Source organism: Enterococcus sp. AZ119, assembly GCF_050546175.1.
GTDB lineage: Bacteria > Bacillota > Bacilli > Lactobacillales > Enterococcaceae > Enterococcus > Enterococcus faecalis.
Genome location: NZ_CP172951.1, coordinates 239,331 through 258,839, shown reverse-complemented (window position 1 = coordinate 258,839; position 19,509 = coordinate 239,331). Strand labels below are relative to the sequence as shown.

General features: G+C 38.7%; 19 protein-coding genes. 9 read left to right on the top strand and 10 right to left on the bottom strand.

Features of this window, described 5'->3' with window-relative positions; all coding sequences use genetic code 11:
• Positions 1 to 190 precede the first annotated feature (190 nt).
• Entirely contained in the window at positions 191 to 775 is a 585-nt protein-coding gene (locus IGL37_RS01340; protein WP_002355225.1) for a lytic polysaccharide monooxygenase, read from the top strand.
• A gap of 42 nt (positions 776 to 817) precedes the next feature.
• Entirely contained in the window at positions 818 to 1,864 is a 1,047-nt protein-coding gene (locus tag IGL37_RS01335) for a chitinase (RefSeq protein WP_033918202.1), read from the top strand.
• Positions 1,865 to 1,959: 95 nt separating this feature from the next.
• On the opposite strand, the gene IGL37_RS01330 is transcribed toward IGL37_RS01335, so the two are convergent.
• Together IGL37_RS01330 and IGL37_RS01325 are read right to left on the bottom strand one after the other, a co-directional pair.
• On the bottom strand, positions 1,960 to 2,271 hold the full coding sequence (locus IGL37_RS01330; RefSeq protein ID WP_002355223.1) for a DMT family transporter: 312 nt from the start codon (positions 2,269 to 2,271) through the stop codon (positions 1,960 to 1,962).
• Positions 2,268 to 2,624: a DMT family transporter gene (locus tag IGL37_RS01325; protein WP_002386054.1), complete on the bottom strand. Its 357-nt coding sequence runs from the start codon at positions 2,622 to 2,624 to the stop codon at positions 2,268 to 2,270. Before IGL37_RS01325 ends, IGL37_RS01330 begins: the two co-directional genes overlap by 4 nt.
• A 265-nt stretch (positions 2,625 to 2,889) precedes the next feature.
• Between IGL37_RS01325 and IGL37_RS01320 the strand changes: the two genes are divergently transcribed.
• A complete protein-coding gene (locus IGL37_RS01320) occupies positions 2,890 to 3,864 on the top strand; it encodes a ring-cleaving dioxygenase (protein WP_002355221.1) in 975 nt (324 codons plus the stop codon).
• A 21-nt stretch (positions 3,865 to 3,885) separates the two neighbouring features.
• Positions 3,886 to 4,506: a flavin reductase family protein gene (locus tag IGL37_RS01315; RefSeq protein WP_033918203.1), complete on the top strand. Its 621-nt coding sequence runs from the start codon at positions 3,886 to 3,888 to the stop codon at positions 4,504 to 4,506.
• 43 nt (positions 4,507 to 4,549) lie between these two features.
• Here IGL37_RS01315 and IGL37_RS01310 read toward each other — a convergent pair whose 3' ends face one another.
• Positions 4,550 to 5,878 carry an aminopeptidase C gene (locus IGL37_RS01310; RefSeq protein WP_002358357.1) on the bottom strand — a complete coding sequence of 443 codons (1,329 nt, stop codon included), beginning with the start codon at positions 5,876 to 5,878 and terminating at the stop codon, positions 4,550 to 4,552.
• 149 nt (positions 5,879 to 6,027) lie between these two features.
• Between IGL37_RS01310 and IGL37_RS01305 the strand changes: the two genes are divergently transcribed.
• Positions 6,028 to 6,417 carry a GntR family transcriptional regulator gene (locus tag IGL37_RS01305; RefSeq protein ID WP_002358356.1) on the top strand — a complete coding sequence of 130 codons (390 nt, stop codon included), beginning with the start codon at positions 6,028 to 6,030 and terminating at the stop codon, positions 6,415 to 6,417.
• Positions 6,417 to 7,787, top strand: coding sequence for a DUF5808 domain-containing protein (locus tag IGL37_RS01300; protein WP_010709190.1), 1,371 nt, complete (start codon positions 6,417 to 6,419; stop codon positions 7,785 to 7,787). The genes IGL37_RS01305 and IGL37_RS01300 overlap by 1 nt, the downstream gene beginning before the upstream one ends.
• 44 nt (positions 7,788 to 7,831) lie before the next feature.
• On the opposite strand, the gene IGL37_RS01295 is transcribed toward IGL37_RS01300, so the two are convergent.
• The 6 genes from IGL37_RS01295 to IGL37_RS01270 all read right to left on the bottom strand — a co-directional run bounded on the left by IGL37_RS01295 (position 7,832) and on the right by IGL37_RS01270 (position 14,404).
• The gene (locus tag IGL37_RS01295) at positions 7,832 to 8,038 is read right to left on the bottom strand and encodes a heavy-metal-associated domain-containing protein (protein ID WP_002355215.1); all 207 of its coding nucleotides are present in this window, start codon (positions 8,036 to 8,038) and stop codon (positions 7,832 to 7,834) included.
• 21 nt (positions 8,039 to 8,059) lie between these two features.
• The gene (locus tag IGL37_RS01290; protein ID WP_016627736.1) at positions 8,060 to 10,546 is read right to left on the bottom strand and encodes a heavy metal translocating P-type ATPase; all 2,487 of its coding nucleotides are present in this window, start codon (positions 10,544 to 10,546) and stop codon (positions 8,060 to 8,062) included.
• Positions 10,547 to 10,561: 15 nt separating this feature from the next.
• Positions 10,562 to 11,002: a CopY/TcrY family copper transport repressor gene (locus IGL37_RS01285; protein ID WP_002358353.1), complete on the bottom strand. Its 441-nt coding sequence runs from the start codon at positions 11,000 to 11,002 to the stop codon at positions 10,562 to 10,564.
• 128 nt (positions 11,003 to 11,130) lie between these two features.
• A complete protein-coding gene (locus IGL37_RS01280; RefSeq protein ID WP_002355211.1) occupies positions 11,131 to 12,294 on the bottom strand; it encodes a cation:proton antiporter in 1,164 nt (387 codons plus the stop codon).
• 20 nt (positions 12,295 to 12,314) lie between these two features.
• Positions 12,315 to 13,682, bottom strand: a complete 1,368-nt coding sequence (locus IGL37_RS01275; protein WP_080296940.1) for a TrkH family potassium uptake protein — start codon at positions 13,680 to 13,682, stop codon at positions 12,315 to 12,317.
• A 131-nt stretch (positions 13,683 to 13,813) separates the two neighbouring features.
• The gene (locus IGL37_RS01270; RefSeq protein WP_002386047.1) at positions 13,814 to 14,404 is read right to left on the bottom strand and encodes a dihydrofolate reductase family protein; all 591 of its coding nucleotides are present in this window, start codon (positions 14,402 to 14,404) and stop codon (positions 13,814 to 13,816) included.
• 198 nt (positions 14,405 to 14,602) lie between these two features.
• Here IGL37_RS01270 and genR point away from each other — a divergent pair, with 198 nt between their 5' ends.
• From genR to genA, 3 genes are all read left to right on the top strand, one after another.
• Positions 14,603 to 15,364, top strand: a complete 762-nt coding sequence (gene genR, locus IGL37_RS01265; protein WP_002362941.1) for a transcriptional regulator GenR — start codon at positions 14,603 to 14,605, stop codon at positions 15,362 to 15,364.
• Positions 15,365 to 15,537: 173 nt separating this feature from the next.
• The gene (gene genB, locus IGL37_RS01260; protein ID WP_002355207.1) at positions 15,538 to 16,872 is read left to right on the top strand and encodes a PTS sugar transporter subunit IIC; all 1,335 of its coding nucleotides are present in this window, start codon (positions 15,538 to 15,540) and stop codon (positions 16,870 to 16,872) included.
• A gap of 26 nt (positions 16,873 to 16,898) precedes the next feature.
• The gene (gene genA / locus IGL37_RS01255) at positions 16,899 to 18,329 is read left to right on the top strand and encodes a 6-phospho-beta-glucosidase GenA (RefSeq protein ID WP_002358345.1); all 1,431 of its coding nucleotides are present in this window, start codon (positions 16,899 to 16,901) and stop codon (positions 18,327 to 18,329) included.
• 36 nt (positions 18,330 to 18,365) lie between these two features.
• Here genA and IGL37_RS01250 read toward each other — a convergent pair whose 3' ends face one another.
• Entirely contained in the window at positions 18,366 to 19,502 is a 1,137-nt protein-coding gene (locus tag IGL37_RS01250) for a cystathionine gamma-synthase (protein WP_002370176.1), read from the bottom strand.
• Between the last annotated feature and the right edge of the window lie 7 nt (positions 19,503 to 19,509).

The following is a 19,509-nucleotide window of genomic DNA, read 5'->3' as shown; positions in this document are numbered from 1 at the left end:
CCGAATGAAAAATTAACAAAACTTTGAAAAACACTATTATTTATATTATTTAAAAACATTCTTAATATTACTTAAAAAATATTGTTTTATTTTTAAAAATAACATTTCTTATTATTTGTATCCGAAAGATTATTATGTTATATTCCTATCTGTAAGCGCATACAAAATAATTTTTTAGGAGGTTTTTTTCGTGAAAAAGAGTTTATTAACAATCGTCCTGGCTTTTAGTTTTGTTTTAGGTGGCGCTGCATTGGCCCCTACTGTTTCAGAGGCTCATGGTTACGTAGCAAGTCCTGGAAGTCGTGCTTTCTTTGGTAGTTCTGCTGGTGGTAACTTAAATACAAATGTTGGTCGTGCACAATGGGAACCTCAAAGTATCGAAGCGCCTAAAAATACGTTTATTACTGGTAAATTAGCCAGTGCAGGTGTCTCAGGTTTTGAACCTTTGGATGAACAAACAGCTACTCGTTGGCACAAAACAAACATTACAACAGGTCCCCTTGACATCACTTGGAACTTAACTGCCCAACATAGAACTGCTTCTTGGGATTACTATATTACTAAAAATGGCTGGAATCCCAATCAACCATTAGACATTAAAAACTTCGACAAAATTGCTTCAATTGACGGTAAACAAGAAGTTCCTAATAAAGTTGTTAAACAAACAATTAATATTCCGACAGACCGCAAAGGTTATCATGTCATTTACGCTGTCTGGGGCATTGGTGATACGGTGAACGCCTTTTACCAAGCGATTGATGTGAACATTCAGTAAAAATACTCACATCTTAAACTACATTAAAGGAGTTCTCAAAAAATGAAGCTAAAAAAAATAATTCCTGCTTTTCTCCTTCTTTCAACCGTAGCAGTTGGCTTGTGGTTAACGCCTACTCAAGCTTCTGCAGATGCTGCGGATACGATGGTGGATATCTCTGGCAAAAAAGTGTTGGTTGGATATTGGCATAACTGGGCCTCAAAAGGACGCGATGGTTACAAACAAGGAACATCAGCATCGCTGAACCTTTCAGAAGTAAATCAAGCCTACAATGTCGTACCAGTTTCCTTCATGAAAAGCGATGGCACGACACGGATTCCTACGTTCAAGCCTTATAACCAAACGGACACTGCCTTACGACAAGAAGTCGCACAATTAAATAGTCAAGGTCGCGCAGTTTTATTGGCACTTGGTGGAGCAGATGCACATATCCAATTAGTCAAAGGCGATGAACAAGCCTTTGCGAATGAAATCATTCGTCAAGTGGAAACATACGGCTTTGATGGTTTAGACATCGACTTAGAGCAATTGGCGATTACTGCTGGCGACAACCAAACCGTCATCCCTGCTGCATTGAAAATAGTCAAAGACCATTATCGAGCACAAGGAAAAAATTTCATCATTACGATGGCGCCAGAATTCCCTTATTTAAAACCTGGTGCCGCTTATGAAACATACATTACTTCCCTAAATGGTTATTATGATTACATTGCCCCACAATTATATAACCAAGGCGGCGACGGTGTCTGGGTTGATGAAATTATGACTTGGGTTGCTCAAAGCAACGATGCTCTAAAATACGAGTTCCTCTATTATATGTCTGATTCATTAATCCATGGCACGCGCGGCTATCTACAGATACCAAACGATAAATTAGTCCTTGGTTTACCAGCAAATCGGGATGCTGCTGGTAGCGGCTATGTCGTTGAGGCTACCCCTGTAGCCAAAACTTTTGATCAGTTAGCAAAAGACGGTAATCCTATCCGTGGCTTAATGACTTGGTCTGCAAATTGGGACGTTGGTCAAGATGTCAACGGCAAGTCCTACAACAATGAATTTGCGACACGTTATAGTAACCTCGTAAAATAAAAGCTATTTTGAGACAGAACACCGCATTTGGTTCTGTCTCTTTTTAAATTTTACTCACCGGTCTTTCAATAATCCAAACAATGTTCTCTTGCTTTCTAACCAATTAATTTTAAACCAATCACAGAAACAATGATTAAAAAAATAAAAAATATCCGGCGTAGGTCTTTTGATTCACCTAAGAGCATTCCTAAAATAGCGCCTCCTGCTGTACCAATTCCTGTCCAAACTGCATAAGAAACGCCCATCGGCAATTGTCTCATCCCTAAATATAAGAATAAGAAACTACCACTAAACGCTAGAATTAAAATTAACAATGAACGTAAGTCTTTTTTTGTTGTAAATAATTTAATTGAACCTACGCCAAAGATTTCAAAACAGCCTGCAATAACTAAGTATAACCAACTCATCTTGTTTCCTCCTCTTTATTTCCAGTTACCATTTTTAAGCCAATCACACCTATTAATAACAGCAACAGAAAAAGAACTTTTCCTATACCCAAAGGTGTGTGGAATAAAAAATGATCTGTTACAATAGTTCCAGCACTACCTAAGCCGACAAATACAGCATAGGCTGTGCCGACTGGCAATTCCTCTCCTGCTTTAATCAGCGCATAAAAACTGATAAAGATTGCGATTACTGTCCCTAAAATCTCCCACCATGTTGTACTATGCTTCATGCCAATGACCCAAATCACTTCACAAAAAGCGCCAAAAATAACTTTTAACCAAGCTTTACTCATCTTGTTTTCCTTCCCTTCCAAACAAAAAAAGTGCCAACAAACAGTTCAGCTATGGCCTAAGAACTGTTCATTAACACTTTAGTCGCAAGCATCCGGCGATGTTTACGAAAGTTTATGTATTAAAATATCTCAGGCTATTATATTCTTATTTTTTTTAAAAATCAACTAAAAAATAATAGTTCGAATTCGAGACATTTCTTTTGCATTTTTAGGACTAATCATTTAAACTTACTTTTAGTAAGTTAATTAATCAAAAAATTATTTTTCTTTTAGGAGGATTTTTATTATGAATACACAAATTTTAGGTTTACACCACGTCACTGCCATGACTTCAAGTGCCGAAAAAATTTATCACTTTTTCACCGATATTTTAGGTCTACGTTTAATTAAGAAGACTGTCAACCAAGACGATATTGAAACATATCATTTATTTTTTGCTGATGATGCCGGCTCTCCCGGAACAGATATGACTTTCTTTGACTTCCCAGGCTTACCTAAAGGAACCAAAGGAACCAATACAATTTCTCGTACTTCCTTCCGTGTAAAAGATGATGCTGCTTTGGATTACTGGGTATCACGCTTTAATGAATATGCAATTGATCATGGAGAAATTCAAGAACGTTTTGGTAAAAAGTATTTAGAATTTGAAGATTTTGACAATCAACGTTACCAACTTATTTCTGATGAAAAGAACCAAGGTGTTGCGGCTGGCACGCCTTGGAAAAAATCTAACGTCCCTAGTGAACATGCTTTAATCGGCTTAGGTCCAGCCTTTGTAACTGTCGAAAATTACGAACATCTGCAACTAGTTTTAACTGAAGTTTTAGGGTTCAAATTGATTGATGCTGAAGGTAGTTTCCATTTATTTGAAGTTGGCGAAGGTGGGAATGGTGCCAGCATCATCGTAGAGCATCGGGAAGATTTGCCAGCGGCTCAAGAAGGCTACGGCAATGTCCATCACTTAGCCTTGCGCGTTGCCGATGAGGAAGCACTACGTTTCTGGATTGAAAAAATTAATCGTTTGGAATTTCCTAATTCTGGCTTTGTGGAACGTTTTTACTTTAAATCTGAATATTTCTTGGCAGCAACACATGTTTTATTTGAACTGGCAACCGATGGTCCTGGATTTTTAGAGGATGAAACCTATGAACACGCTGGCGAAAAATTATCATTACCGCCATTTTTAGAACCAAAACGGGCAGGGATTGAAGAATTTGTGCGTCCTTTCGATACTTCAGATGCGAATGTTCAAAGAAATTAGTATTTTTTCTAGGAGGCTCCTATGATTCATTACAATAGTAACGAGTTATCTGCAAAAACAGCGTATAAATTTTTATCAGGAAGTATTATTCCTCGGCCAATCGCTTGGGTTACAACACAAGATACAGCTACAGGTGTCGTCAACGCTGCTCCCTTTAGTTTCTTTAATGCGGCGGCAGCTGAAATTCCTTTAGCAACGTTGTCCATTTTACGACCAGACGAAGAGCCTAAAGATACGGCACGAAACATCTTGGCTACTAAAGAACTTGTCATCCATTTCGTTAACGAAGACGTTCTTACTCAAATGAATCAGACTTCGGCACCTTTAGCAGCAGAGATCAGTGAAATTGACACATTCGGTATTGAAACCATTGCCAGCCAGACTGTTGCTGTTCCAGCAATCAAAGCCGCGCCGATTCGGATGGAAGCTCGCTTACATCAATATGTACCTATTGCTAACCATGAAGGTCAAATTATTACGGATTTATTCATTGTAGAAATTACCGATTTCTATTTTGATTCAGCCGTTTTCGATGAAGAACATCAGTACATTTTACCTGAAAAACTCCAACCGATTGCTCGTTTAGCAGGCAATGATTATACAACATTGGGCGAAATCCGTGAAGTTCGCCGCCCAACGTAAAAAGAAGGCCCCGCCATGACGGCGGAGGCCTTCTTTTTCTGTTTTATGCTAATGCTCCCATTGGATCCCAAGGTGCCAAAACAGTTGGCGCTTGTTCCCAAGCTTTTTTCTGTTCATCAGTTAATAAATCTTTGTGCACAACGATTTGATAAGTGTATTCGTCCATCCACGCATCGCTCATAACGAAGAAGCCATTTTCACCGACTTTTTCGCCCCAGCTATTTTCCACTTTCCATTTTGTTGTTTGACCATCAACGATATCAACACCTGTTAAAACCATGGCGTGTGTCATTAAGCTTTCACCAAAGTCTAAACGTTCTGCTTTAGTCATCGTAAAATCAATATCAAAAAGATCGTTCATATCGTAAACGTCTAATGCCATAATTCCTGTGTCACGTGTTGAAGATTGTCCGACATCACAACCAAACCAAACAGATTCGCCTTGTTCCAATTGTGCAGCAGCTAATTTTTTGAAAGCAGCCATTTCTACATTTAAATATTTAACTTCTTTGCCGCCGACAACATTCCCTAACATTTCAACAGTGTATGTTTTGTTGAAGGGTTTATCTTCTGTAGGAGCATTAATAATACTTACATAATCATGTAAATTAACGCCAACGTATTTTTCAAAGAATGTTTGCGGTGTTAGATTTTGATCCAAATGATAATTTTTTTCTTCGTCACGGTATTCAAAATCAAAGGTTTCTGGCGGTGTTCCTAAAGAGATTGCTAAGAAATTATAAATTTCTTGTAACATTGCTTCTTTGTTTTTTTGGACTTCTTCAGCAGAAGCGCCTTTTTCAATTAAACTACGTAAAATTGTTGCATCTTTGCGTAATTTTTTATTTAAATAGTTGTTTAAATCACGTGAATTGGAACTATTGCTGCTTTCAGGCATTGCCGTTTTAGGCACTACGCCATATTTATCAAAAATTGAAACGATCATATCCCATTGCCCACCATCTTGTTGTGGTGTCGCTAATAAAAAGGCCACTTTACGACTAGTCAACGGTTGATCGGCTGTTGCAATAATATTTTCATAGAAATAATTTGATTTTTCATATTTATCCCAGAAAAATGTATAGTTTTGTGATAATTCAAAATCTTTTAATTGAAACGCATTTAACATTCTATGTCTAAATGTATTTAATGCCGCAAACATCCAGCAGCGACCGCTTTGTTTTTGATTGGCCACTTTTCCAGTAGCTAAGTCGACTGAAAAGACGGGTACGTTATTCACGGCTCCTTGTACAGATTCACCTGAAGCGCTGATACCATTTTTTACTACACTACGTTGTAAGGCATTTTGTTTATTATTGTTCAAGAAATCTTGATGGAATTTCTCTGTTAATTTTGGTTCAATTGCTGTCATATTTTCATCGTCCTTTCATTTTACGTTCTTCTTCATTATATGCTTCTCTTTAAACAGAAACAACCATTTACTCTAAATTCCTTGCTTTCCAACTCTTTTTGTATTAGTATATATAATACAGATAGCACAAATAAGACAGGAGTGATTCGATGCTTTTAGAAATAGATGAACAAAGCGAACAGCCCATCTATCAGCAACTCATTGATCAAATCATTGTAGGCATTGCCAAAGGTGAACTGGTTCCCAATGAAAGTTTGCCTTCTATCCGACAATTGGCGGACGAAATCGGGGTCAATATGATGACTGTTTCAAAAGCTTATAATAAGTTAAAGCAATCAGGTTATATTGTGACTGACCGTCGTAACGGCACCAAAATTGCCGCAAAGTTACCTGCTACCGCTGTTTGGCAACAGCAATTGCATGAGCGTTTAGAACTTCTGTTGGCTGAAAGTTTTTTACATCAGCAATCCGAAGCAGAAATCCAAGCACTTATTCAGAAAATTTATCAAAATTTTGATTCGAAAGGGCGTGCATTATAATGGCGGTATTCTTTTATTTCATCCTAGTTTCTGTCGCTTTTTTTATGGCATTTACTATGGGGATTTATGCAAATCCTCACAAAAATATTATTTTGGAAAACACTTTACCAGAAGATAAACTACAAGATCCCAGCGTTCAAGCAATCCGAAAACGTTATAAAAAACGCTTGGTTCAACTAGCAGCCGTTTTTAGTGTTCTTAGTTTACCTTTGTTATTTATTCCTTATGATTCGATTTTATTGTTCCTTTTTCTGTTACTTTTATTTAGTTTTATTGGCAGTGGCTACTATCTGCAAATCGTTTATATTCGCAAAATGGCCGCTTTAAAAATGCAAAACGGCTGGTTGCTACCTAAGCGTCCTCTCTTAATCGATACGCAATTAGTTTTAAATAAAAACCAGAAACTTATTTCATTTTGGTGGTTTTTACCTGCAATTATTCTTACTTTTGCTGGGGGCTTTTATTCCTTGCAAACGGCGATTGGTTCCTGGATTCTTTTCTTAATTACTGTTTTGATGTTAAGTTTGTTCATTGGCGGCTATTATTTTATTTCACGCTTACCTGTCAAACCGCTAACTAGTGACTCAAAAATTAATCAGCAAATCAATGATTTATTTCGGCATCATTGGTCTGTTTTAATGGTTTTATCCGCCTTAGTTTTTGCACCGCTAACCATTTTACCAACTTTCACAATTGTAATTGATTATACGGTTGCGATGGCCCTTACTTTTTGTTATTTTATTCTTTTGTTTGTTTATGTAGGCTTTCTCTTCTACTACCTATTTTCAATGCGCAAAAAACAAGATCAATTCGTTTTACAGGCTGGCGATTATCGCTATGGGGATGATGATCAATATTGGCGGTATGGGATTTATATCAATCCAAAGGACCCCAAAATCATGGTTCCTGATCGCATTGGTATGAATTTATCCATTAACCTAGGACGGCCTGCTGGGAAAATTATTCTAGCCGCTACTGGTATTTTAACGATTGCGGTGCTGTTCTTTGCCACAGTGCCGATGTTTATAAATGATTTTTCTAGTCATGCCTTTCAAGCAACTATTGAAAAGAAACAAATTGAGTTATCTGCCCCATTAGCAAAAACAAGGTCAATTCCTTTTAACCAAATCACTGCTGTTTCTTTGATTGATGACTTACCTCAAGAACGCATCCGCACAATGGGTGCTGCGACAGATAGTTACTTAACAGGAGAATTTAAAGTCGCTGGAAAACCTGCTTATTTACTAATTTATACAAAAAGTCATCCGATTCTGAAAATAGAAACGCGGAAGAAAGTTTATTATTATACTGCGCGTGAGGGTCAAGAAACAACTAAGATTTATCAGGAAATCAAAGCAAAACTTCCATAACAAAAAAACAGGGTCTACTCATGATGGTAGGCCCTGTTTTTTTGTTATTCGCTGACAACCTTGAATTTTGTATCTGCCAACGTGGTATTCAGTTCATCCTGGCTTACTTCACGATCTGCTGTTACAACGGCTGTTTGATCTGCCAAGTGAACCGCAACATTTGTTACGCCGTCAATTCCACTAAATTTTTCAGTGACCGCTTGAACACAGCCATCACATTTCATCCCATCAATTTTTACTGTTTTTTCCATTTCACTTCATCCTTTTCAATTTTATTTTTGACTTCCACTAGTTTTTTTCACCGTCGAAGGTTTAAATCCTTTTAAGCGTAAGGCGTTTAGTAAGACAGAGACTGAACTAAAACTCATAGCTGCTGCTGCAATCATCGGACTTAACAAAGGTCCACCAAATAAGTGTAACACACCCATAGCCACTGGAATACCTAATGTATTATAGGCAAATGCCCAGAAAAGATTTTCTTTGATGTTTTTGATGGTCGCTTTACTTAATTCAACTGCTGTAGGCACATCCATTAAATCACTACGCATTAGCACAATGTCGGCCGATTCCATTGCAACATCTGTGCCTGAACCAATAGCAATCCCCACATCTGCTTGGGCAAGTGCTGGTGCATCATTAATACCGTCACCCACCATCGCAACTTTTTTGCCTTCTGCTTGTAGTTTTTTCACTTCTAACACTTTATCTTCTGGTAAAACTTCACTTAAGACACGATCGATACCTACTTGTTTTGCAATCGCCTCGGCAGTACGTTTGTTGTCTCCCGTAATCATCACGGCTTCGATCCCCATTTTATGCAAACGTGCAATGGCTGTTTGACTGCTATCCTTCACAGTATCTGCTACCGCAATGATACCCGCAAACGAACCATCTTTTGCCACAAACATTGGGGTTTTCCCTTCTTCTGCCAAACGATCCGCTTGTTGAACAAACGTTGATAGCTCAATGCCTTCTTCTTTCATTAATTTTATATTGCCCAAAAGTAGGACTCGTTCGTTGATTGTCACACGGATGCCGTGACCTGGAATCGCTGAAAAATCGCTTCCTTCTACTAATGGCAATTGACGTTCTTTAGCCGCTCCCACAATTGCTTCACCTAGAGGATGTTCTGATCCTTGTTCTGCAGAAGCTGCTAATGTTAGTAACTCAGCTTCTGAAAGTGCTGAATCAGCAACTAAAATATCTGTAACCACCGGTTTGCCTTCTGTAATAGTTCCTGTTTTATCAAACACGATTGTTTGAATTTTGTGAGTGGTTTCTAAAGCATCCCCACTTTTAATTAAAACGCCATTTTCAGCGCCCTTACCTGTTCCCACCATAATCGCAGTCGGCGTTGCCAAGCCGAGCGCACAAGGACAAGCAATCACTAACACAGAAATGGTAATTGTCAAAGCGAAAATCCATGACTCTTGTCCTAAAAAGAACCAAGCCAAGCCAGAAAGAACAGCCAAACCAATAACGATTGGGACAAAAACACCCGAAATTTTATCAGCTAATTGTGCAATCGGCGCTTTTGAGCCTTGCGCATCTTCCACTAATTGAATGATTTGGGCAAGGGCCGTCTCTTTTCCCACTTTTGTCGCCTTGAATTGAAAGCTGCCATTTTTATTGATGCTAGCACCAATTACTGCATCACCGACTTTCTTTTCAACAGGCAAACTTTCGCCCGTTAACATGGCTTCATCCACAGAACTACTGCCTGAAACAATCACTCCATCAACAGGGATTTTATCTCCTGGGCGAACAATCACAATGTCATCCAACTGAACAGCATCAACTGGCACTTCAATTTCTGCGCCATCACGTAAAATATGAGCAGTTTTCGGCGCCAAACCCATTAATTTTTTTATCGCATCTGAGGTTTTCCCTTTTGAAACAGCTTCGAAATATTTTCCTAATGTAATTAAAGTTAAAATAACACCCGCTGATTCATAATAAAGAGCCATTGTAAAACTTGTATCTCCTAAGAATATCATGACTGTGCCATATAAACTATACACAAAAGCAGCACTGGTTCCTAAAGCCACCAAAGAAAACATATTCGGATGCCCTTTAAATAATGCTTTAAAACCAACTGTGAAAAATTCTCTGCCGACATATAGAACGGGTAACGTCAAAATCAATTGAACCATTGCAAAGGTCGTCGCATGTGTCATTGGATTCAAAAAATCCGGCAATGGTAAGCCTACCATATGTCCCATCGCAATATAAAGAAGTGGTACTGTAAACACCGATGAGATCCAAAAACGTTGCCACATCTCAGCAATATGTTTTTGTTTCTTTTCACGATCTTGGTCCGCTGTTGCACCTGCAGCGACTTCTTCTGTCGCTTGATAACCTGCATCCGTAACTGCTTTGATAATTTCAGCACTCGTTACTTGATGGTCGTCATAACTAACCACCAGTTTTTCCGTGGCTAAATTAACAATCGCTTGTTGAACACCAGATAATTGGTTCACAGCTTTTTCAATCGTTTGGGCACAGGAAGCACAACTCATTCCTTCAATCGCAAACGTTCGTTGCTGGGCTGGGCTAATCGCCTTGTAGCCAGCATCTGACACAGCTTCCTTAATTTCTTCTTCTGTGACTTCCGTCTGATCATACGTGACACTTAATTTTTCCGTAGCTAAATTGACACTTGCCTTTGCCATCCCAGGTAACTTCGCCGTAGCCTTTTCAATCGTTTGGGCACAGGAAGCACAGCTCATCCCTTCAATATCAAACGTTTTACTTTCCATTTTTTTCACTCCTTTTTAAATTAAATGACATTGGCATTGACCAGGAATACAGTTACAAGGGACAGATTCAACCGCCGTCTTGCGCTTCTCTTTCAAGAGTTCCTCTAATCGATCCAAATCGTCATAACTCAACTGACTCTCTGTTAAAATTGTTTCTACCACGGAACCAACTTTACGGCTGCACACCTTGGCTAAAAGTTCGTCTGCCACCGTTTCAACGCTCCGACGTTCTTCTACTAGCGGATAATAAATATATTTATTGCCTGCTTTCTCCGTCCCAACTAACCCTTTATCTGTTAAACGACTTAGTAACGTCTTGACGGTCGTTGATTTCCATTCTTTTTTCTCATTTAAAAGTGTATGAACTTCACGACTCGTGGTTTTGCCTTGGGTCCAAATAACCCGCATGACTTCCCACTCTGCATCAGTAATTGTCGCTAATTTATCTTTTGCCATACTCGTTAAATTCCTCCTTCATCAATAAAAAAAGAGTTCAAGGTTATCGACTACAAATGTAGTCGTTTATCTTGAACTCATCATATAGCTATTTTATTTTTTTGTCAACAACTTCTGCTCATCTTTTTTTATTGCAACGCAGATTCTTGTTTTTTAACAAAGTATTTCAATAAGAACGGTGCAACTAAGGTCGTTAAGATAATTACCACAATCATGCTCGTATAATACGCTTCTGAAAGTAATTTAGATTGGTAGCCAATTTGCGCAATGATTAATGCCATTTCCCCACGCGAAACCATCCCAGCACCGACCATTAAAGAACTTGTATTGGAGAAACCAACCATTTTCGCTCCCCAGGCGCCGCCCAGTAATTTCGTTAAAATCGCCATAATCGTCATTACCAAAATAAAAGGTAAATCTTTTCCTAACGTGTTAAATGTCACTGATAAGCCAATGCTGGCAAAGAAGACGGGAATAAACACGGCATAGCCAATAGCTTCAATATTGAAATCAATTTCTGTTTTTGCATCCGTTTGTCCCACAGCAATCCCTGCAAAAAAGGCACCTACGACAGAACTTAAACCAACTAAATCAGCCAAATAAGCCATGCCCAAACAGATAATCAATGACATGATAATCACAGACGACCCAATGTTCATTTTTTGACTTAAACGTAGTAAATAGGGAGCGATAAAGCGGACCAAAAAGAAAATCCCAATAAAGAATAAGCCTTGTTCAATTAACTTAACAATAAAGCTGACTTCTGTATTGCCGCCTGTACTTGCACCAATCATGCCGACAGCAACACTTAAAATAATCACGACCACGATATCGTCAACGACGGAAGCCCCAAGAATCGTTGCACCTTCTTTACTACTTAAAACATTCAACTCTCTTAATACTTCTACTGAAATGCTGACCGACGTTGCTGCTAAAACTAACCCAAGGAAAAAAGCTTCTTTCCAAGAAAAAGCAAACAGCTGACCAATCAACATAGTAAAACCAACCGGTAAAACGATGCCCAAAATAGCGACCATGACACTAGGTTTCGCATATTTTTTCAATAATTCCAATTCACATTCCATTCCAGCAATAAACATCAGCATAATGACACCAATTTCTGAAAAGTCATGCACAAACACATCTTGATGCACAATATTTAACATCGCTGGACCTAACACAATCCCTACTAGCAATTGCCCAATTACCGCAGGAATTCCTACTCTTTTACAAGCAACACCTGCTAAAGTCGTTGTAATTAAAATCAAACATAAAATACCTAAAAATTCCATTCTATTTCCCTCTTTCTCTATTAACCAATCATCACTGATTCTTTTGGATATTGAACTTTCGACTGACTTTCCAAGCCTTTCTTAATTAATGACAATAACACCGTGTACACACCCACACGACCGACGAACATTAGAAAAATAATCACCAGTTTACCAAAAACAGTTAAATCTGGTGTTAACCCCATTGTTAAACCGACCGTTCCAAATGCAGAAATCACTTCAAAAACAATATACTCAATCCCGTTTTTTAAAGGTAATGTTTCTGTAAACGAGAGAATAACCGAAGCAGTTACACATAAAAAAGTTGCCAAGAAGAACAAAGTAAATGCTTGGAGCACTACTCGCTCAGGAATTGTGCGTTCATGGAATTCCACTCGCTGTTTCCCTTTAAAAATTGCACGAAATTGTAAAAATAGCACACCAAACGTAGTGGTTTTCAAGCCGCCAGCGGTTGATCCTGAAGTGCCACCAATAAACATCCACAAAATCGTGACAATCAGGCCTGGATTACTCATTTTCAAATAATCAACTGAATAAAAGCCAGCCGTTCTTGGTGTAACCGACAAGAACCAACTGTTGACAAGACGCTGCCAAAAAGACATGTCAGCTGGAAAATGGCGATATTCTGAAATGTAAAAAATAACGGTCCCTAAGACTAAAAAGGTGGTGGTCACCGTTAAAGCAAGGCGTGTATGAATACTAACACGGTGCTTAATTTTATTTTTATAGCCTTTAATCATTGCAAAAATATCGCGCCACACAATAAATCCTAAGCCGCCAGCTATAATTAAAAAGCTAATGACTAGTAAAAGATAAGGCGAATTTTGATAAGGAACCATACTATCCCCTAGCAAATCAAAGCCAGCATTACAAAATGCCGAAACGGCATGGAAGAGACTAAAAAACATCCCTTTTTTCCACCCAAATGTTGGCACAAATTGAAAGGACAACAAGAAGGCTCCAAGTAATTGAATAATGGCCGCAAACTTCATAATATATTTCATTAAACGAAAAACTCCGGAAACTTCACTAACATTTAAAGCTTCTTGATACAACATCCGTACACTTAGTGACGCTTTTTTCCGTAGCAAACTAAAGAAAATCGTGGCAACGGTTAAAAAGCCTAAGCCGCCTAATTCAATCAAAATCATAATAATAACTTGCCCGATAGGACTCCAATGTTCCGCCGTATTCAAAGGCGAAAGCCCTGTAACACAGACGGCGGAAGTTGCCACGAAAAAAGCATCAATCCATTGCGTTTTTTGTCCAGCTTGTGCAGAAAAAGGCATCATTAATAAGATTGTGCCTACAACAATTAATAGAAAAAAGCCTAAGACAATTGTTTGAACAGGTGAAATATACAACCTTCTTTTGATCTGATGTTTCATTTTTTTCTCCTCTACCATTTCTTTGTCAATCAAAAACAACACAAACGGCTAGACAACTGTTGCTTTGTTCCTCTCGCCCTATGAGAAACTCAAAACCTTGAAAGCAACTTGCCCAACCGAATAATTATTTTTTAATTTTTGTTTTCACGTTGATAAATCGAATAAACCAACTCATTTTTTTGATAAACCTGTTTTAAACGAACTGGGATTGATTGAGCCATTGTCTCGTATAGAGCAATGCCCTCACCCAGAAACAGTGGTATTGTCGTCAAAATGAAGGTATCAATTAAATCAGCTGCCAAAAGCGGTTGAACCACTTTTGGGCCTCCAACAATCCAAATTCCCGCGCCGTCTTCTTCTTTGAGACGACGAATTAATGTGACTGGATCTTCCTTGGTAAAAGTTCTTGAAGCAGTTGATGGTTCTGGATGAGAGGTAATGATATAAGAATGCTTGTCTTCATAAAAATACACATCTGGGGACAATTCTTGTGTCACTTGATCATAAGTAGTCCGCCCCATTACCACAGTGTCTATTTTTTCATACATTTCATCGTAACTACGATCTTCTTCATCGCCACGAATATTCTCTTCTAACCAAGCAACACCGCCCGCTTTGTCCGCAATGAAACCATCAATACTCGCTGCAATAAATAAAATTACTTCCCGTGCCACATCAACGCCTCCTTTTCTCTTCTTATCTATTTTAGCTTGTTTTCTCAAAAAACTCTAGGGGTGCGCATTGTTATTTTTAAAAGAAAAAAGAGAAAAACTAGGATAATTGGGCTACTTTTTGTAAAATAGGAAATAAGAAACTTTTTATTGAGTTATTTTACATTTTTTTCAAGAAAAATAAGAATTGGTTTATTTGATTTACACAAAAAAATAACATATTCAGTTTTTATATAAAGGAGGATTACTTTGTTTGATTTAGAGAAGGTTCAGACCTTGAATGAATTAGAAATGCTCGTTTACCATTATGTATTGGAACACCTGCACCAAATCCCTCAACAGACCATTCGCCAACTGGCTACTTCCTGTCATGTCTCCACCTCAACGATTCTACGATTTTGTAACAAAATGGGCTATGCTGGTTTTTCCGAATTAAAATATGCAGTGAAAGAAGAAGCCAAACAAACACAAACGTTTGAAAATTTTTATGATGCCACGGTTCACGTCGATGCTTTTTTAAAAAAATTAAACCAAGAAACCTATTACGAAATGCTTCGTCCAGCAATTCAAATGATTGTTCAAGCACGTCACGTTGCCTTTACTGGCATTGGTACTAGCGGAATTTTAGGTAGTTATGGTAGTCGTTATTTTGCCAACTTAAATATCAATTCTTACAGTATTGCTGACCCCTTTACGCCTATCCCCAAGCGCGGATTTGAAAATACATTAGCCTTGATTCTGTCTGTATCTGGGGAAACCAATGAAATGATTAAACAAATGACCGACTTTAAAACAGCTGGCGCCAAAGTGCTAAGCATTACCAACAATCAACATTCAACTATTGCCCGCTTGGCTGACTACAACATCTCCTATTATATGCCCGACGAACGTTCTCCATTTGCAGATAAGTCAGTCAATACAACCACTCAAATCCCTGTCATTGCTTTAATTGAACTCCTAGCTCATCAAGCAAGTCAACTTTTAAAGGAACTAGATGAAACACCTTCCTAGTTGTTTTTCACAAAAGCTCATGCTGTCTAAAACAGCATGAGCTTTTTTGTTTTTTTTCTTGGTACATGTTTCTCATTCAAGCAAAAGTCTATTTTTTCTTCAAATAAGCTTATATAGTAAATATGTAAACGGATACATTTGCATTTATATTATTCTTCAAAGGAGAGATTTTTATGAACGAATGGATTAACGAGAAATTATTACCTCCAGTACTAAAATTCGTCAATACCAAAGCAATTACTGCCTTACGGAACGGGATGCTTTACACGATGCCTTTTACCATTGTTGGTTCCGTGTTTCTTCTATTAGCGAATTTCCCAGTTACAGCTATTTCTGAATGGGTTAACGCAAGCGGTCTGGCTGTTTATTTCAATCAAGCATATGGTGCATCTTTTGCGATTATGTCGTTATTTGCGGTCATCGGTATTGCCTACTCATATGTAAAAAGCGAGGGATTTGAAGGCCTCCCAGCGGGCATGATTGCCATGGTGGTTTTCATTTTGTTTATGTCATCTGAAGTCAAAGATGCGGTTTCTGGCGCAGTAGTTGGCAATGTCATCAACAAAGATTGGACAGCTGGCAAAGGGATGATTACAGCTATTATTGTTGGTTTGTTAGTCGGCGTTGTATATAGTTGGTTTTTACGTCATGATATTCGTATCAAATTACCAGAAGCTGTACCAGAAAATGTGGCCAATTCCTTTACTGCGTTAATTCCTGCCAGCGTCATTGTAACTGGTGCAATGCTAATTTTCATTCTTCTAGATAAAGTCTTCAATACGACATTCTTTGACTTTATTTACGAAGTGCTACAATCACCACTTCAAGGAGTCACAGATTCACTAGGTGGCGCATTACTATTAGGTTTTGTCATTCCCCTCTTTTGGTTTTTCGGTGTTCACGGGTCAACAATCGTTGGCGGTATCATGGGCCCTATTTTACAAGCAAACTCTTTAGAAAATACCGAAATTTTGAAATCAGGAAAAGACTTAACACTGGCTAATGGTGGCCATATTGTTACACAACAATTTTTAGATCAATTTTTAACGGTCACTGGTGCGGGCATGACAATCGGGTTAGTCGTGTTCATGGTTTTCTTTGCCAAATCAGCTCAGTTTAAGCAATTAGGTCGGCTTTCAATTGGGCCAGCTGTTTTCAATATTAACGAGCCAATTGTCTTTGCTACACCTATCGTGATGAACCCAATCATGGCTGTGCCGTTCATTATCACACCGATTGTTTCTTCTGTTGTGACATATTTTGCCTTGTACACAGGACTGGTTCCTCTCTTTACTGCGGTACAAGTTCCCTGGACTACTCCTCCAATCATTTCTGGACTTTTAGTTGGTGGTTGGCAAGCCGCGTTGCTTCAAGTAGTAGTACTGACGATGAGTTTCTTTATCTATTTACCGTTTGCTAAAAAAATGGATGCACTTAACTACGCAGAAGAAACCAATCAACCGATTACTGAAGAAACCCTTGAAAAAGTCGAAGCACAAAACGTATAAAAATTTGAACAAAGGACTGAAACGATATGTCAATTTTGAAAAATGATTTTCTTTGGGGCGGCGCTGTCGCTGCTCATCAATTAGAAGGAGGCTGGGACCAAGGCGGCAAAGGGGTGAGCGTGGCGGATGTAATGACTGCCGGTGCACATGGCGTCCCTCGTAAAATTACCGCAGGCGTTTTACCAGATGAACACTATCCTAACCATGAAGCGATTGATTTTTACCATCGCTATCAAGAAGATATTCAACTATTCAAAGAACTTGGTTTAAATTGTTTCCGAACCTCTATTGCTTGGACACGAATTTTTCCTAACGGAGATGAAGAAACGCCCAATGAAGAAGGTCTCCGTTTTTATGATGCACTTTTTGACGAGTGTTTGAAAAATGGTATTGAGCCAGTCGTCACACTGTCTCACTTTGAAATGCCTTATCATTTAGTCACAAAATATGGCGGCTTTCGCAATCGCCAGGTCATTGATTTTTTTGTCAAATTTGCTGAAGTCTGTTTCACTCGTTACCAGAAAAAAGTCAAATATTGGATGACCTTTAACGAAATTAACAACCAAGCCAATTATGAAGAAGATTTTGCACCTTTTACTAACTCTGGTATTGCTTACCAGGAAGGAGAAGACCGCGAAGCAATTATGTATCAGGCTGCTCATTATGAACTAGTCGCTAGCGCACGTGCAGTGAAAATTGGCCACGCTATCAATCCCGACTTCCAAATTGGCTGTATGATTGCGATGGTGCCTATTTATCCTTATTCTTGTAATCCTGAGGATATGATGATGAGTGTTAGCGCAATGCAAAAACGTTATTGGTTTACCGATGTTCATGTCCGCGGTCATTATCCAAGTGCAATTCAATGCTATTTGAAACGAAAAAACATTTCATTAGATGTCACAAAAGAAGATTTAACTGATTTAGCTAATGGCTGTGTTGATTATATTGGCTTTAGCTATTACATGTCGTTTGCTGTAAAAGGTGCAGAAAAGGCCCCTACTTTTGACTACAATGAAGCAAAAGACTTGGTGCGAAATCCTTATGTAGCAACATCTGATTGGGGTTGGCAAATCGATCCTATGGGCTTACGCTATGCAATGAATTGGTTCAATGATCGGTATGAATTACCACTCTTTATTGTTGAAAATGGCTTTGGTGCTATTGATGAGCTAGAACCAGACGGAACGATTAACGACACTTACCGAATCGCTTATTTACGTGAACATATTGAGATGATGAAAGAAGCCGTTGCGTATGACGGCATTGATTTGATGGGCTATACACCTTGGGGATTCATCGATTTAGTGAGCGCTAGTACAGGCGAAATGAAGAAACGGTATGGCTTCATTTATGTAGATAAAGACAACGATGGTCACGGAACGTTGGAACGGCGAAAGAAAAAATCGTTTGCTTGGTATCAACAAGTGATTGCTACGAATGGAGAAGAATTATAAACAAAAGGCCTTCGTCTAAAGACGAGGGCCTTTTGTTTATGCTTGTAATCCCTTTTCTAAATCAGTCAACAAATCTTCGACTGCTTCAATTCCTACAGATAAACGAATGAGTCCATCTTTAATTCCCACGGCTTCACGATTTTCTTTGGGGATAGATGCGTGAGTCATAATGGCAGGTACTTCAATTAAACTTTCTACGCCACCTAAACTTTCCGCTAAAGTAAAAATTTCCAACGCTTCTACGAAAGGAACGACTTGCTCATCCTTGGCTAATTCAAAAGAAATCATGCCACTAAATCCCGACATCTGTTTTTGCGCAATTTCGTGACCAGGATGACTCGCTAGTCCTGGATAATACACCGTTGCTACCGCTGGATGCGCTTCTAAAAATTCTGCAATTTTTTGAGCATTTTGGGCGTGCGCTGCCATCCGGACGCCTAATGTTTTTAAACTACGTTGGACCAGCCAACTATCATGTGGTCCTAAAACAGCACCAATCGCATTTTGTAAAAAGGCAATCTTTTCTGCGCTTTCTGGATGATTCGTTACGACTAAACCAGAGACTACATCACTATGGCCCCCTAAATATTTTGTCCCGCTGTGAACGACAATATCAGCACCTAACGCTAACGGCCGTTGAAAATAAGGCGTCGCAAATGTATTATCGACAATAGTTAACAACTGATGTTTTTTAGCAAGCTTAGCCGCCGCTTCAATATCTGTAATTTTTAACAGTGGATTACTTGGTGTTTCCAAAAACAAGGCTTTTGTATTTGGCTGAATTGCGGCTTCAATTGTTGATAAGTCGCTGGCGTTTACAATCGTGTAGCTTAACCCATTTGCTACAAATACTTTATCCAATAAACGGAAACTCCCCCCATAGACATCGTCACCTAATAAAATATGATCTTCGGGTCCAAACATAGAAATGATTGCATGAATACCAGCTAAGCCTGAGCTAAACGCAAAGCCATGGCTCCCACCTTCTAACTCAGCGATTAAGGTTTCTAACGCGTGACGTGTGGGATTACCTGAACGAGAATATTCATATTCTTTTGGCTGGCCCACGCCATTTTGTTCAAAGGTTGACGTTTGATAAATAGGAACACTCACTGCACCTGTTGTTGTGTCTTTGCTAATGCCGCCATGAATTAATTTTGTATTGAATTTCATAAAAGGT

Bases quoted from the DNA above. Each gene is read 5' to 3' on its own strand.
- IGL37_RS01335 (WP_033918202.1), top strand. From the start codon at position 818: ATGAAGCTAAAAAAAATAATTCCTGCTTTTCTCCTTCTTTCAACCGTA.
- IGL37_RS01330 (WP_002355223.1), bottom strand. From the start codon at position 2,271: ATGAGTTGGTTATACTTAGTTATTGCAGGCTGTTTTGAAATCTTTGGC.
- IGL37_RS01320 (WP_002355221.1), top strand. From the start codon at position 2,890: ATGAATACACAAATTTTAGGTTTACACCACGTCACTGCCATGACTTCA.
- IGL37_RS01315 (WP_033918203.1), top strand. From the start codon at position 3,886: ATGATTCATTACAATAGTAACGAGTTATCTGCAAAAACAGCGTATAAA.
- IGL37_RS01310 (WP_002358357.1), bottom strand. From the start codon at position 5,878: ATGACAGCAATTGAACCAAAATTAACAGAGAAATTCCATCAAGATTTC.
- IGL37_RS01305 (WP_002358356.1), top strand. From the start codon at position 6,028: ATGCTTTTAGAAATAGATGAACAAAGCGAACAGCCCATCTATCAGCAA.
- IGL37_RS01300 (WP_010709190.1), top strand. From the start codon at position 6,417: ATGGCGGTATTCTTTTATTTCATCCTAGTTTCTGTCGCTTTTTTTATG.
- IGL37_RS01295 (WP_002355215.1), bottom strand. From the start codon at position 8,038: ATGGAAAAAACAGTAAAAATTGATGGGATGAAATGTGATGGCTGTGTT.
- IGL37_RS01290 (WP_016627736.1), bottom strand. From the start codon at position 10,546: ATGGAAAGTAAAACGTTTGATATTGAAGGGATGAGCTGTGCTTCCTGT.
- IGL37_RS01285 (WP_002358353.1), bottom strand. From the start codon at position 11,002: ATGGCAAAAGATAAATTAGCGACAATTACTGATGCAGAGTGGGAAGTC.
- IGL37_RS01280 (WP_002355211.1), bottom strand. From the start codon at position 12,294: ATGGAATTTTTAGGTATTTTATGTTTGATTTTAATTACAACGACTTTA.
- IGL37_RS01275 (WP_080296940.1), bottom strand. From the start codon at position 13,682: ATGAAACATCAGATCAAAAGAAGGTTGTATATTTCACCTGTTCAAACA.
- genB (WP_002355207.1), top strand. From the start codon at position 15,538: ATGAACGAATGGATTAACGAGAAATTATTACCTCCAGTACTAAAATTC.
- genA (WP_002358345.1), top strand. From the start codon at position 16,899: ATGTCAATTTTGAAAAATGATTTTCTTTGGGGCGGCGCTGTCGCTGCT.
- IGL37_RS01250 (WP_002370176.1), bottom strand. From the start codon at position 19,502: ATGAAATTCAATACAAAATTAATTCATGGCGGCATTAGCAAAGACACA.